The 13,451-nt window shown below is 34.4% G+C and carries 14 protein-coding genes; 3 read left to right on the top strand and 11 right to left on the bottom strand.

Annotated features, from left to right (window positions below; all coding sequences use genetic code 11):
* Window positions 1–16: 16 nt before the first annotated feature.
* On the top strand, window positions 17–1,177 hold the full coding sequence (locus tag CAR_RS03180; RefSeq protein WP_013710267.1) for an MGDG synthase family glycosyltransferase: 1,161 nt from the start codon (window positions 17–19) through the stop codon (window positions 1,175–1,177).
* Window positions 1,152–2,300 (top strand): MFS transporter, encoded by a 1,149-nt coding sequence (locus CAR_RS03175; protein ID WP_041556125.1) that lies wholly within the window; start codon window positions 1,152–1,154, stop codon window positions 2,298–2,300. Before CAR_RS03180 ends, CAR_RS03175 begins: the two co-directional genes overlap by 26 nt.
* A 48-nt stretch (window positions 2,301–2,348) precedes the next feature.
* Here CAR_RS03175 and CAR_RS03170 read toward each other — a convergent pair whose 3' ends face one another.
* From CAR_RS03170 to racE, 6 genes are all read right to left on the bottom strand, one after another.
* The gene (locus CAR_RS03170; RefSeq protein ID WP_041556124.1) at window positions 2,349–3,488 is read right to left on the bottom strand and encodes an N-acetyldiaminopimelate deacetylase; all 1,140 of its coding nucleotides are present in this window, start codon (window positions 3,486–3,488) and stop codon (window positions 2,349–2,351) included.
* 90 nt (window positions 3,489–3,578) lie between these two features.
* Window positions 3,579–4,280: a 2,3,4,5-tetrahydropyridine-2,6-dicarboxylate N-acetyltransferase gene (gene dapD, locus CAR_RS03165; protein ID WP_013710264.1), complete on the bottom strand. Its 702-nt coding sequence runs from the start codon at window positions 4,278–4,280 to the stop codon at window positions 3,579–3,581.
* Between the two features lie 28 nt (window positions 4,281–4,308).
* Window positions 4,309–4,788, bottom strand: a complete 480-nt coding sequence (cbpB, locus tag CAR_RS03160) for a cyclic-di-AMP-binding protein CbpB (protein ID WP_013710263.1) — start codon at window positions 4,786–4,788, stop codon at window positions 4,309–4,311.
* 133 nt (window positions 4,789–4,921) lie between these two features.
* Complete coding sequence (locus CAR_RS03155) at window positions 4,922–5,443, bottom strand: metallophosphoesterase (RefSeq protein WP_013710262.1); 522 nt, start codon at window positions 5,441–5,443, stop codon at window positions 4,922–4,924.
* Between the two features lie 29 nt (window positions 5,444–5,472).
* Complete coding sequence (gene rph / locus CAR_RS03150) at window positions 5,473–6,837, bottom strand: ribonuclease PH (RefSeq protein WP_013710261.1); 1,365 nt, start codon at window positions 6,835–6,837, stop codon at window positions 5,473–5,475.
* A 40-nt stretch (window positions 6,838–6,877) separates the two neighbouring features.
* Entirely contained in the window at window positions 6,878–7,696 is an 819-nt protein-coding gene (gene racE / locus CAR_RS03145) for a glutamate racemase (RefSeq protein WP_013710260.1), read from the bottom strand.
* A gap of 220 nt (window positions 7,697–7,916) precedes the next feature.
* Between racE and CAR_RS03140 the strand changes: the two genes are divergently transcribed.
* Window positions 7,917–8,495 (top strand): YslB family protein, encoded by a 579-nt coding sequence (locus tag CAR_RS03140; protein WP_238526706.1) that lies wholly within the window; start codon window positions 7,917–7,919, stop codon window positions 8,493–8,495.
* A gap of 55 nt (window positions 8,496–8,550) precedes the next feature.
* Here CAR_RS03140 and CAR_RS03135 read toward each other — a convergent pair whose 3' ends face one another.
* The 5 genes from CAR_RS03135 to uvsE form a co-directional block, all read right to left on the bottom strand.
* Window positions 8,551–9,816, bottom strand: coding sequence for an ABC transporter permease (locus tag CAR_RS03135; protein WP_041556123.1), 1,266 nt, complete (start codon window positions 9,814–9,816; stop codon window positions 8,551–8,553).
* Entirely contained in the window at window positions 9,809–10,708 is a 900-nt protein-coding gene (locus CAR_RS03130) for an ABC transporter ATP-binding protein (protein ID WP_013710257.1), read from the bottom strand. The genes CAR_RS03135 and CAR_RS03130 overlap by 8 nt, the downstream gene beginning before the upstream one ends.
* A gap of 175 nt (window positions 10,709–10,883) precedes the next feature.
* Window positions 10,884–11,468, bottom strand: coding sequence for a general stress protein (locus CAR_RS03125; protein WP_013710256.1), 585 nt, complete (start codon window positions 11,466–11,468; stop codon window positions 10,884–10,886).
* A 364-nt stretch (window positions 11,469–11,832) separates the two neighbouring features.
* Window positions 11,833–11,994 (bottom strand): hypothetical protein, encoded by a 162-nt coding sequence (locus CAR_RS03120; RefSeq protein WP_013710255.1) that lies wholly within the window; start codon window positions 11,992–11,994, stop codon window positions 11,833–11,835.
* Between the two features lie 108 nt (window positions 11,995–12,102).
* A complete protein-coding gene (uvsE, locus tag CAR_RS03115) occupies window positions 12,103–13,362 on the bottom strand; it encodes a UV DNA damage repair endonuclease UvsE (RefSeq protein ID WP_013710254.1) in 1,260 nt (419 codons plus the stop codon).
* Window positions 13,363–13,451 lie beyond the last annotated feature (89 nt).

Here is a 13,451-nt window from a genome sequence, read left to right as displayed (position 1 = left end):
CTAAAGGAGGCTCACTATGGTAACAGCACCGCCGAAGATATTGATTTTAACTGGCAGTTATGGAAACGGTCATCTAGAAGTGACCCGCTCACTAATAACGGAATTAAACAAACGTGGTATCACAAATATCGTCACATCTGATTTGTTTTATGAAGCCCATCCGATTTTGACTAACGTTACTAGAAAGTTGTATATTAAAAGTTTTTCTAAAGGACAAAATATTTATGGTTTCCTTTATTATAAATCTGATTACAGACTAACTGATTTTAGAATCGATAGGATGATCGATCGATATGGATACATGCGAATTAGCCAATTAATGAAAGAAAATGATTTTGATGTAGTCATTAACACTTTTCCGATGCAAGCTTTGCCTATTTATAAACAACGTATAAAACCTGGGATTCCTTTTATTAATGTCTTAACTGACTTTTGTCTGCATACCCGCTGGATTTCAGACGGAATAGATTATTTTTTTGTTGCATGCGACAGTCTAAAAAAAGAATTAATGGATACAGGGATCAATGGAAATAAAATCACTATTTCAGGAATTCCTATTAAAGAAGAATTTTATCAAAATACCCCTGATTCTTCTCAGAGAGATTTTTCTTCTAATGAAACAAAAAAATTATTAATTTCTGCTGGTGCCTATGGTGTGCTAAAAGATTTAGCACACATCCTTGATGAATTAAAAATCAAAGAAAATTTGCATATTACAGTTGTTTGCGGTGCTAATCAATTGCTTTTTAAAGAACTTATGTATGAATACCAAAATGATACGAATATAACCATTCTTGGTTATGTTTCGAATATGGCTAATTTAATGACTCAATCTGATATTATGGTAACGAAAGCAGGAGGAATTTCTCTTTCAGAAGCGTTAGCAATCCAAATCCCTTTAATTTTAACACCTGCTGTTCCTGGACAAGAGAAAGATAATGCCAATTTTTTTGAAAAAGAAGGAATGGCTATTGTAACAAAATCTGAAGAGGAAATCGCTCCAGCAGTTTTATCATTATTAAAACAACCTCTTTTAGCAAGAAGCTTATCCAAACAAATGGAAAAACATTTCCATCCAAATTCATCTGCACTTATAGTTGATAAAGTCTTAACATTGATAGAAAAGCCTTATATCCAAAAGGAGCCAAGACATGACTCAAAAGAGATTAAAAATTGATAGAAAATTCTTTTTTTTACTTATTTCATTAATGCTCGTTGAATATGTTCGTGCTGCTTTTATTATTAGTTATTTGCCCGTTCAGGCTGCAGTAGGTACTCAGTTTAATCTTGCTTTAGTGGGATTGGCTATCAGTCTACATTATATTAGCGATGCTTTTTCAAATTTCCAAGCAGGATTTTTGATGAATCGTTTTGGTATTAAAAAAATTATCTCGGTTTCTTTTATTTTAATATTTCTTTCTTTAATTGTTGTTCCATTATTTCAATTCAACGGTTTCGTTATTATTCTTGCTTCAATTTTATTAGGTTTTGGGGCATGCCCCATTTGGATCGTACTTTTGGCTAAGGCTAGTTCAGGTTCACGAGGAACAAATATGGGATTGATTTATTTTTATTGGTTGTTAGGCATGGCCAGCGGTGTCATCGTGATGAATTACTTAATGAATATTAATTTGTCTGTCTCCTATTGGATTTTACCAGTCTTCGTAGTACTTGCTTTTTTTAGTTTTCGTTTGTCAGGCGACCATCAAGCACTAGAAAATACTAAGCAACCCTTTAAAGAGATGTTCAAAAAAACTCTTTCAATTTTGAAAAAAAGTCGCATCATATTACCTGGTACTTTAATGCAAAGCATTTCCCTTGGTATGTTAATTCCTATTTTGCCAACCTTTGTATTACAGCATTTAAAACTTACTTACAACCAGTATACTCTTCTACTGATCATTGCTGGTTTAACAGCAGGTCTCCTTATGATGCCTATTGGCAGATTGATTGACTATTTTAGTCCTCGGCTTCTATTTATTGCTGGCTTTATGTGGTTTGGATTTACACTGATTTCAACAGCCTTTAATACTTCTATTGTGGTCATTTTCATTCTAGTAGTGTCCATGGCGATTGCATATACGTTTTTTTTACCGGCTTGGAATTCTTTTGTGGCTACAAAAATTACTAAAGAAGATCAAAATGTTAGTTGGGGGATCATCTCCTCTTTCCAAGGTGTAGGAACCATGTTAGGACCCATTATTGGGAGTTTGCTTGCGTCTTTTAATTCAAGTGTTACGGTTATATTTAGTGCTTCACTGTTCATTTTAATGGGTATCCTTTATCTGATTGTTAAATAAAAAACTTCTCTTTTAACCACTACTGGTTTTAAAGAGAAGTTTTTTTGTTTATAATTGTCGATTGGCTTTCTTTTCTAAAAAGTCTCCTACGTGTTCGATTGCAAACGGAATGGCTTCTTCTTTTGGCATCATTTTTGGATGATGCAAACCGTAAGGGCTATCTACACCTAGCCAAAACATTGTTCCTGGAATTTTATCTAAATAATAACCAAAGTCTTCACCAGTCATCGCTGTTTCAATTTTCGTGTAATTTACATCTTGATTTTTTGTCATATAATCAATAAATGTGAGTGTTTCTGTTTCACTATTAATAACGGGATAATATCCGGCTTGGTCTAGATCTAAATAAATTTTACAATTATACGACAGCTCAATCCCCTTAACGATTTCTTTTACTCTTTTTTGAGTTAAGTCGCTCATTTCGGGAGTTAATGTCCGTATGGTTCCAGTAAGACTTGCATACCCGCTAATGATATTTCCAGCTGTTCCAGCATGCATCGTTCCTAAAGTAATCACTGCACCCTCCATCGGATTAACGCTACGACTGACGATTGTTTGGATTTGATTAATAAATTGACTAGCCGCTACTATCATGTCATTGGATTCGTGTGGATATGCAGCATGCCCATCTACGCCACGAAATTCGACATCGATCGCGCACGTTCCAGCAAATAACGTTCCTACTTTTGTTCCTAAAGTTCCTACTGGTAAATCAGGTTTTACATGCAGTGCGTAAATTTCATCTGGCATATAATCATTTAAGAACCCACTATCGTAAATGATTTTTGCTCCACTCACATTCTCTTCAGCTGGTTGAAAAATAAAAACTAGATCATCTATAGTTTGGTGTGTGCTAAAATGAGTCAATAATCCTAAGGCAATTGACATGTGCACATCATGTCCACATGCATGCATTCTTCCCTGATGGATCGATTGAAAAGGTAACTCAGTTTCTTCTACTATTGGCAAACCATCTATATCTGTTCTCCAGCCAATCGTTTTTTGACCAATGCTTCCTTTGACTCGAACAACAATGGCTGTTTCCCATGTTTTTATGTCTAGGTTCTCTTGTGGCAATTCTTTGATTTTGGACATTAAATAGCGATGAGTTTCATATTCTTCTAAACCAATTTCAGGAATTAAATGTAATTCTCTGCGCATTTGGATGAACGGATTTTCTTTTGGCATTTTCACTACCCTCTTCTAAAAAAAAGAGATGAAGCAGAAAGTAATTTCGCCTTCTGATCCAAACTCTTTTGATTTTATCGTTTTTTATTTCTATAATTCGCGTAAAGCATCAATTAGACCTGTTTTACTTTTTGTTTTTTCATCAATATCTTTGATTTTTTTAGCCGGCGTTCCTGCTACAACAGTATAAGGTGCAACATCTTGGATCACAATAGCGCCTGCTGCAACAACTGAACCTTTTCCAATTCGAATACCCTCTAATACAACAGCATTCGCTCCAATCAAAACATTATCTTCTACAATAACAGGTTGAGCACTTGCTGGTTCAACGACACCTGCTAAAACAGTACCTGCACCAATATGACAGTTTTTCCCAACGGTTGCTCGTCCGCCTAATACAGCGCCCATATCGATCATTGTACCTTCACCGATAACCGCACCAATATTAATAACTGCTCCCATCATAATGACTGCTGAGTCCCCAATTTCGACTTGGTCTCGTATAAATGCTCCTGGTTCAATTCGAGCTTTAATTTTCTTCAAATCTACTAATGGAATCGCAGAATTGCGACGGTCATTTTCAATCACTTGATCTTCAATCCACTCTTTATTTGCTTCTAAAAAAGGTTCAACTACGCTCCACTCACCAAAAATAGTGCCTACTTCATTAGTGGTAAAATTTTTAATTGTTTCAGGAAAATTCAAATGATCTAATTTGCCTTTCAAGTAAACTTTTACAGGGGTTTTCTTTTCACTTTTTGCAATAAACTCAATAATTTCATTAGCATTCATCTGATCATTCCTTACTGTTCATTAAATTTTAATGCAAGCGTTCCGTTTTACGAGTAACATCATATTTATTTTCAAATTCATGAGCAATTCGGTTAGTACCTTTTAAAATCTCACTTCTGGTAATAATACCGGTAAAACTACCATCCTCGCTTGCTACACAGATAAAGGCATTGTTAACTAAAAGATGAAGTACCTCTTCCAGATCATAAGGATCATGAATCAATGCAAAATCAGTCGTCATAACATCTGAAACCAATATGTCTCCCAATTTATCAAAGTCAATATCTTCCAATCCTGTAATTGCTTCAATAATCAGTGGCATCGAAATCAATCCTCTGATTTTATAATCATAATCTAAAACAGGAATAACTGAATACCCTATTTTTGTAAGAACCAATAAAGCGTGGTTTAAACGATTATTTAACTGAACATGAGCAACTCGATCCGCTGGAATCAAAAAATGTTCCTTATTTTCTAGTAACATTTTGCCAATTTCTTTTCCTATCATTATCTTCATTTCCTTCCTTGAGATAACTAAATCCAACTACTATTTTACGTGAAAATGTTCTGAAAGAGTAGTAAAACAATAGAATTAAGTAAAAAATAATAATCAACCTAAAAGAAATGCTTTGAGTCTCTTGCTATTCCTTCATTTTAGAAAAATGACTAGATAACTGTTCAATGGCTTCATGAGCGCGGTTGTAATACGTTACATCGACTTGAGAGTCATCATTTTCAATAATTGCATAGGTAGGAAATGGATAGCTGCCTCTGGGCTCTGAAATACTACCAGGATTTAATACCACTATATTATTTATTTGTTCCACTCCAGCTTGGTGAGTATGGCCAAAAAATGCGTAGTTTGCATGTTCTTCTTTTGCTGCAAAGACTAACTCTTGCATAGTGTAGTTAACATCCAAGCGATGCCCATGAGCCATAAATATCCGTTGATTTTGTACTTCAATCGTTTGTGTCATCGCAAACTCATCCTCAAAATCCATATTTCCTCTGACAGTCAACATAGAATCCCAAACGGAATCGGTTGCTTCCAACTCGGAATCCCCACAATGAAAGAGCTGATCAACTTTATCCTTATACCGTTCAATTAGTTCTACTAAAATTTCCCGATCTCCATGACTATCGCTTACAACTAGTACTTTCATGCTTTTCCCTCCGTTTTAACAGCAATATGTTAACTATTTATCCAATCATCCCAAACTTGTTCTAAATTCTCTAGTGCTACTGCACGATGACTTACTTCATTTTTTTCATCTTGAGTCAACTCTGCCATTGTTTTCCCTTTACTTTCAACGAAGAATAATGGATCATAACCAAAACCATTCTCACCTTTAGGTATGGTTAAAATCAGTCCTTCTACTTCGCCTTCAACAACTAAGCTTGTTTTCCCAGGTAAAGCCAGTGCAAGAGTACAGTGAAATTGTGCTGTGCGGTCTCCTTTAGCTACACCTGTTAATTCATGCAATAGTTTGGCGTTGTTCGCAGCATCGCTTTTAAATTCTCCTGCATAACGAGCAGAGAAAACGCCTGGTGCACCATCTAGTGCATCCACTTTTAATCCTGAATCATCTGCTAATACTAACATATTTAGTGTGCGAGCTATCGTTTCTGCTTTTAGTAACGCATTTTCTTCAAATGTTGTTCCCGTTTCTTCAACTTCAGGAATTTCAGGGAAATCACGTAACGTTTTTACTTTAAACCCTTTTTTTGCGAATAACGCTTCGAATTCTCTAGCTTTTCCAGCATTTGCAGTAGCTATTAAAATTTCATCCTTTGGAATTAGTGGGTACGGTTTTATCCCGTTATTTTTTAAAGAAAGAGCTTGTTGAAAAGCATCATCTTGTACTTGAATTAATTCGTTGATTCCTTTTTTACCAAATTCTAACATTACTGAAAGTTGTTCTGAAGAGAAAGTAGATTCTTCACCAGTTCCTTGGATCTCAACAAATTGTCCAAGAGAAGTCATAACTAAATTCATATCCACTTCTGCAGAACTATCTTCCAAGTAATTTAAATCTAATACTGCTTCTCCATCTTTTAAGATTCCTACACTGATTGCTGCTACATTTTCTTTAATTGGGCTTTCTGTTAATTCGCCACTATCCAATAAGGTTTGGATTGCCAATTTCAAAGCCACGAACGCGCCTGTAATACTTGCTGTACGTGTTCCACCATCTGCTTGAATCACATCACAGTCTACCGTAATTGAACGTTCTCCTAAGGCTTCTAAATCAATACTTGAGCGTAGTGAGCGTGCAATCAATCGTTGAATTTCCATTGTACGTCCGCTTAATTTCCCTTTAGCTGCCTCACGAATATTTCGTGTATTTGTAGCTCTCGGCAACATGCTATATTCAGCATGAACCCATCCGCTTCCCATTCCTTTTAAGAAACGCGGAACTCTTGTTTCAATTGTTGCATTGCATATTACTTTCGTGTCTCCAAAAGAGACCAAAACTGATCCTTCAGGGTGTTTCAAATAATTGGTTTCTATTGTCACCAATCTATTTTCATCATTTTTTCTACCATCTGCGCGCATAATTGAACCTCACTTTTTTAGTTGAGCTTTTAGCTCTTGTTTAAAATTTCTCTGTTCCTAACTTAATATGTTCAACATCTAATGTTTCATTTCCCAACCATTGAGAGGCAATATCATTAAACATATGTGTAGATCCTGTTGTGTAAAATTTCCGTTCAGAAACTTCTTTATTTTTGCTTAACTCTGCAAGATTAAAGTAATCCAGAATAGTACTTACTTCACTAATGGTTTCTGCACCTGAATCGATCAATGTTACTGAATCACCCATAAAGTTCTGGATGATTGGACGCAATAACGGATAGTGAGTACAACCTAAAACTAACGTGTCAATATTTTTATTTTTTATGGGCTTCAAAGTTTCTGTAACAATTTTTTTAGCAATAGCACTATCATATTCATTACTTTCAACCAAAGGAACGAATTTGGGACAAGCCAGACTTTCTACTGATGCTAAAGTGTCTTTTGATCGGATCATTTTCCTATATTTATCGCTTTTTATCGTACCTTCAGTTCCAATAATTCCAATACGATTATTTTTTGTTGCTTTGATTGCTGCACGGCTTCCAGGTAAAATAACACCAATGATGGGTATGGCTAACTTCTTTTTTAGATCTTCTAATGCTACTGCAGTTGCTGTATTACACGCAATTACAAGCATCTTAATATCCTTATTTAATAAAAAGTGGGTCATCTCCCAAGTAAATTGTAAGATTTGTTCTTCCGGTCTTGGGCCGTATGGACAGCGTGCGGTATCTCCTACATAATAAATCGATTCATTTGGTAATTGTCGCATAGCTTCTTTCACTACAGTCAAACCACCGACTCCAGAATCTATAAAACCTATCGCTTGTTTTTTCATCTTTAACAACCTCTGTTTAATTTCATTTGTATACTCTGTCTATTTTCCCTTTTTTTAGAGTGAAATTCAAGGGATTAGGTAAATTAACTTAGTTAATCGTTTAATTAACTTCTTTTTCACCTTTTTTAAGTAACTGAATAGCATTTTTTTTAAAAAGATAGGTTTCTGTTTCAAATCACGTTATAATAAATTGTGAATGACAAAAGAGGTGAATGAGCTAGTGAGTAGAAAAAAGAACGAACAAAAAGTGGATCTAGAGAAATTTAACGAAACAACTTCCTTATTTGGATATGAACTGATTAGAGATGTTCTAATACCCAATCTATTAGGAACAGAAACACATGAAATTTTATATTGGGCTGGCAAAGAATTAGCCAGACAATACCCACTTGCAAACAGGCAAGACATCATTCGCTTTTTTGATAAAGCGGGTTTTGGCTTAATAGAATTGAGTAAGGAACAACGCAATAAACAGGTTTATACTTTATCTGGCAAAGTTGTACAAGCTCGTTTAGAACATGCACAGCCTAGTTTTAATTTAGAAGCTGGATTTTTAGCTGAACAGATACAAACACTAGATAGTTTATATACTGAAGCGCTAACTGAAGTAAACATGAAAACAAAGGTTGTTACATTCATTGTACAATCGGACACAAAAGACCGCTTATCAATTGAAGAACCCCTTACTCATTTTATTATGAGTGACGACGAAAATGAAGAAAAAAGCTTAATAAACATTGACGTTCTTGAGCAAGATGAATCAGCTTTGCCTTCAAGATCGTCAAGGCATGAACTGTAAAAAAATATATAAAGAAGAGGCTAGGGGAAACCCCAGCCTCTTCTTTATATATTTTTTACTCTGGTTTCTTTCGTTCATTTTTTAGAATACTAAAAGATGTCTTCATTGTTTTCATCATTCCGGCATCGGAATAGACTAAAACATTTGAACGATACATAACTAATGATAATAATGTACATATAATAGTAAATAGGACCATAACAATAATTGAAATGACTATCCCAGTAGTTGACACTGTTTCACTCGCTACTCTAAAGGGCATAATAAACGGAGTGAATAATGGTATTTGAGAACCAATTTTAACAATGAGTTGATTTGGACTGGCAAATGCAAACAAGCCACCATAAAACCCAATTAGTGCCAAGAAAACCAAAGGTGTAACGGCTTTGCTGACATCTTCAATTTTCGTTACTAACGAACCAAAGAACGCTGCTAAACCAGCATATAAAATAATCCCTAATACAAAGTAAATAAGCGTTGTCCCTAATAAATTACTCAATAAGGATCCCATATCAATTCCTTCAAAAAATTCTTGAATAAAAGTAATATTTTTTATAAAAGGGTATGCTACCAAGGCTAATACAACATAGATAATGATTTGTGTCAGACAAACCAGTAATATTCCAACTAATTTCCCAAAGAAATGGGTCGTAGAAGAAACACTTGATAAAATAATTTCCATAATTCTTGTTCCTTTTTCAGATGCGATTTCAGTCCCAATAATACTGGCATAATTCATAATAAAAATGAAAATAGCAATACCAACAACATAAGAACTCCACATTTTAATAGTTTCTGCTGTACTGTCTTGGCTAGTGATTCCACCATCTTCAAAACGAATCGTTTCTGTAGTTAGGTTTGCAGGACTCATCAATTCCATTGCTTCTTGTTGCGTTAATCCATATTCAGTTGCTTTTCGATTTAACTGGATACTGGTCAGTAAGCCTGTTAAAACAGCCGTATCTAAAGTATCGCTCCCTGAAGTATCCACGTAGTTTGCCGAAACAAGTTGGTTATCAGAGTTAATTTCAAGGTAACCGTCTAGCTCTTCTTGCTCCATAGCCTTCTCCGCTGCCTCTTTCGTCGTGATTTCAGAATTAATAGTAAATTGATTTTCCTGAGTTGCTAAAAGTGTTTGAATCTCTTGATCAGATGTTAAAACAGCAATTTCAGGAATATCATTTTCCGATTGACTAATAAAATAAATAATTCCACCAATAATTAACAGCATCACGATAGGTGATAGCACCATTGTTAAAAAGCCAAATGATTTAATATTTTTTTTGTAAACATCATTCACAATTACCCAAAATTTATTCATGGAACTCACCTGCTTTCATTTTAAATATTTCCTCTATCGTAGGCGGCTGCTGGCTAAAAGTAGTAATATATCCGTCTTGTGTTACTTTTTCAAAAATAGCTTTTCCATCTTCCGGATGTTCTAAATCTAGAACTTTCACTCCATCATTAGTTTCTACTGCTTTTACAACTCCAGGCATCAATTTCAATTCCTCAATAGAGATGGCTGTTTCTAAAAATAATTTTTTCCGGCCAAATTGTTCTCTGATTTCATGCACTGTTCCATCTAATACCATTTGACCATTTCTTAACATGATCAACTTGTCACAGATGTCCTCAACATTATTCATATTATGACTTGAAAAGATGACTGAAGCCCCCTGTTTTTTCAGTTCTTTGATTCCAATTTCTAACAATCCAGCATTGACTGGATCCAGCCCACTAAATGGTTCATCTAAAATAACCAATTTTGGTTGATGAATCAACGTAGCAATTAATTGCACTTTTTGTTGATTTCCTTTAGATAAGGATTTAATTTTATCTGTCTTTTTCCCTTTAACTTGGAATTTCTCCATCCATTTATCAATTTGAGGTTTGATCTCCTTTTTTGATTTTCCTCGTAACTGTGCAAAATAAATAATTTGATCTTCTATTGAAACCTTAGGGTATAATCCACGCTCTTCTGGTAAATAACCAATGATATCATAATCCGTTTTTTTCAACGGTTTACCATTCCATAATACTTCTCCAGAATCAGCTGTTAAGAAATTTAATATCAAGCGAAAAGTTGTTGTTTTCCCTGCACCATTCTGACCGATCATCCCTAGAATTTGACCATCGGGAATCGTAAAACTAACGTTATCTACTGCAGTTAACGTTCCGAATGTCTTTTTTAGTTGCTTTACTTCTAACATATTTTTTCCTCCACTCTTGTAATCTTAACTATGTACTTAGAAATTAAGTCTAACAGAATTTTCATTGTTAGACCATCATTACCTTCAAAATCACTGCTTATTCATGGTCCATTTTCAAGACAGACTAAAAAAAGCAAATTGAGAATGTTGCCTCAATTTGCTTTGAGTTTATTAATTATCGGTCTACTCGAATATCTCTTTGTTGATCTGTTCCAGGCGTAGACGGCATACTTGGATTATCAGTTGGATGATTCCCACCGAATGTCCCATCTGTCTCTTTTAAAGGAATCCCGTCTATTGAAGGAGCTTTGTTGTTTCCTTCTGAAATTTTGCCTTTTACTGATGCGGAAACTTCACCAATTGTTGATAAAGTAGGATCCTTTTTATCCTTAACTGGATTACTTCTCAGGTTTTGATTGGTTTTGTTGGTCTCTGATTCTTCAGTGATAATAACATAACCACCATTTCTTATTGCTGTATTGTACCTTTGAGTAATAGCAGGGTCTAACTTATATTTTTTAAGCGGATTGGTATCATCTGCTTCATTAAAAGTATCTCTAACTCGATCCCATACTGATTTATTCTGCTTATTAAGAATAGGGTCCACTTCAGCAATAGTTAAACTTTCAATCGTACCTTTATTTTCTTTATGAGTGACCACAGTAACATCCTCAGGTTGATAACCTTCTGTAATTAAATGTTCAACTTGAGCAGCTGCTTCCTCAACTGATTGGTAAGCACCTTTGAAATTTTTCACCATACTTATTCGTCCTCCTATCATAGTTAAATTAACACACTATAATAGTACCAAATAAAGAAGGCGCACCCAAACAATTCGTTTAGTAATTTAGCAAACCCTTTCTTAAACCACTATTGGTTGAATGAACTGCTTTTTAAAACAAAAAAAAACTACCTTTAAGCAAAGGTAGTTGAAAATGTAGAAGATAGGATTCGAACCTATACCTTATTTAAACACAAGAAAAAACAATCGTTTGACCTCTAAAAAGTGAAACACCACGTACATCTACATCTATTAGTATAGCATACTTAGTTCTAAAAAGCACGAAATACTTTATATTTCTTCTTTTTACTATAAAAAACCAATAGAAGTAGAAGGCTTAGAACTATTTTTTCTTATTTTTTAATTTCATATAATCTAAAATTGTGATCACAATTAAAGCAATTCCAGTAATTAATGAAATTTGATTGCTTTCTATAAAGCCATAAAAAAGTAAAATAATTCCAGAAAGTAAAATAACTAGAGCAATAATTTTTTGTATATTCATATTTTTTCCTCTTTCTTATGTGAACTATTCAAGCTATTGCTTGATACAATAAAATAGTATACTTCATTTCATTTCCAGCATCAAGCATTCACACCAGTTTATTCATTTTTAAAACACAAAATAGTAGGACTGAAGTAAGTAAGGCTGTTTGTAAGCTACTGCTAAATTCCACAATATTTTTTTAAGTGCTTTTATAGAGCCATTCGTTTGTTCAACTTTTTCAAGTTGCTTTAAAAAAGCCGCTTTTTCTTTTTCTGTTGCTCCTTTTTTAAAATACCCATAAACATGGCTAGCAGCATTTACCGCTGTTCCTATCGTAACTTCCATGGCTATTGCTTGATCCAGTAAACGATAAAAATCAAGTACTGGAAAACTACTTTTGTCTTTTAACATCTGCCTGATTTCATCATACAGCTTCGGTGATCTTTCTAAAACACTGTATTTATACAAGCTCCATTCTTTTTCAAGCAAGTTAATATTTGGTTGTTCTGTCGTCGCAGTAATACATTTTACAGCAGAAAGATTTTTATCTTTTACTTCGAGCATAATATCCAAATCTTCTCTTGATACTTGGTGGTAAAAATCTAAAAATGGCTCTATCGCAATCGTCTGCGTATGCGCTCCTATTCGGTTCATTGGGCTTTGCTGAGAATAATGGATTTTTTGACGGCCGTCTTCAGGTTTCCATGTTTTTCGAGTTAATTCAATCCAATAGGCATCATCTTTTGTAACGTCACTTGTATTGATAGCATTATGAAGATTATCATAAATAACAGGAGCACCTGTAGCTTGACTGATCATCAAGACTTCAGAAACTGTATAGGATCGATCATCGTTTTCAATGACTAAGCGTTTCTTTATTGCCTCTGACAATAATGTTTGGTAACTTTTAACAAATCGTTCCATAGCCTTTTCTTTTTCTTGATAAACTCCACCAATATGCAAGATGATTTTATGCGCAGGTCCTACTCCAAGACTGTCTAAAAATCTTGTATGGTAGTTTAGATCTTCAACCGCTCGTGAAACAACGTCTTCATCCGGTGAATTTAATACTGTATACTGGCCGGGATGCATAGAAACTCGCATACCACTAGATTTGATTTTACTCCCAATTTGTTCAACTTGAGGCTTAAATAGTTCCCACCAAGTTAGTGTATTTACCGGACTAGACCCAAAAGGAATGATGTCTGAACTAATACGAAATAATTTGATATTATTTTTTATATTGTAATCAATCAAATTTTCTAGTGAATTTAAATTAAAGTGGATTAATTCTTTTAGTTTTTCTTCTGTGGCATTTGCTTTGCGACAAGTTCTAAAACCTGTATTTGGAACGCCTACAGTTAAACAAGCATACCCAATACTCATTTCATTCCTCCTTGTATATTTTTATTCAGCTGTCTTATTATACAACTCTTTTGCAAATAAACATAAAGAAAGACTTCTTAATTTTAAGT

Origin of the sequence: Carnobacterium sp. 17-4 (assembly GCF_000195575.1) — a bacterium.
In the GTDB taxonomy this organism is placed as follows: domain Bacteria; phylum Bacillota; class Bacilli; order Lactobacillales; family Carnobacteriaceae; genus Carnobacterium_B.
The sequence above is the reverse complement of the archived record's forward strand: the minus strand, read 5'-3'. Positions and strand labels throughout refer to the sequence as shown.

Excerpts from the sequence above, each read along its gene's own strand:
- CAR_RS03180 (WP_013710267.1), top strand. The coding sequence starts at position 17 with ATGGTAACAGCACCGCCGAAGATATTGATTTTAACTGGCAGTTATGGA.
- CAR_RS03175 (WP_041556125.1), top strand. The coding sequence starts at position 1,152 with ATGACTCAAAAGAGATTAAAAATTGATAGAAAATTCTTTTTTTTACTT.
- CAR_RS03170 (WP_041556124.1), bottom strand. The coding sequence starts at position 3,488 with ATGCCAAAAGAAAATCCGTTCATCCAAATGCGCAGAGAATTACATTTA.
- dapD (WP_013710264.1), bottom strand. The coding sequence starts at position 4,280 with ATGAATGCTAATGAAATTATTGAGTTTATTGCAAAAAGTGAAAAGAAA.
- cbpB (WP_013710263.1), bottom strand. The coding sequence starts at position 4,788 with ATGATAGGAAAAGAAATTGGCAAAATGTTACTAGAAAATAAGGAACAT.
- CAR_RS03155 (WP_013710262.1), bottom strand. The coding sequence starts at position 5,443 with ATGAAAGTACTAGTTGTAAGCGATAGTCATGGAGATCGGGAAATTTTA.
- rph (WP_013710261.1), bottom strand. The coding sequence starts at position 6,837 with ATGCGCGCAGATGGTAGAAAAAATGATGAAAATAGATTGGTGACAATA.
- racE (WP_013710260.1), bottom strand. The coding sequence starts at position 7,696 with ATGAAAAAACAAGCGATAGGTTTTATAGATTCTGGAGTCGGTGGTTTG.
- CAR_RS03135 (WP_041556123.1), bottom strand. The coding sequence starts at position 9,816 with ATGAATAAATTTTGGGTAATTGTGAATGATGTTTACAAAAAAAATATT.
- CAR_RS03130 (WP_013710257.1), bottom strand. The coding sequence starts at position 10,708 with ATGTTAGAAGTAAAGCAACTAAAAAAGACATTCGGAACGTTAACTGCA.
- CAR_RS03125 (WP_013710256.1), bottom strand. The coding sequence starts at position 11,468 with ATGGTGAAAAATTTCAAAGGTGCTTACCAATCAGTTGAGGAAGCAGCT.
- CAR_RS03120 (WP_013710255.1), bottom strand. The coding sequence starts at position 11,994 with ATGAATATACAAAAAATTATTGCTCTAGTTATTTTACTTTCTGGAATT.
- uvsE (WP_013710254.1), bottom strand. The coding sequence starts at position 13,362 with ATGAGTATTGGGTATGCTTGTTTAACTGTAGGCGTTCCAAATACAGGT.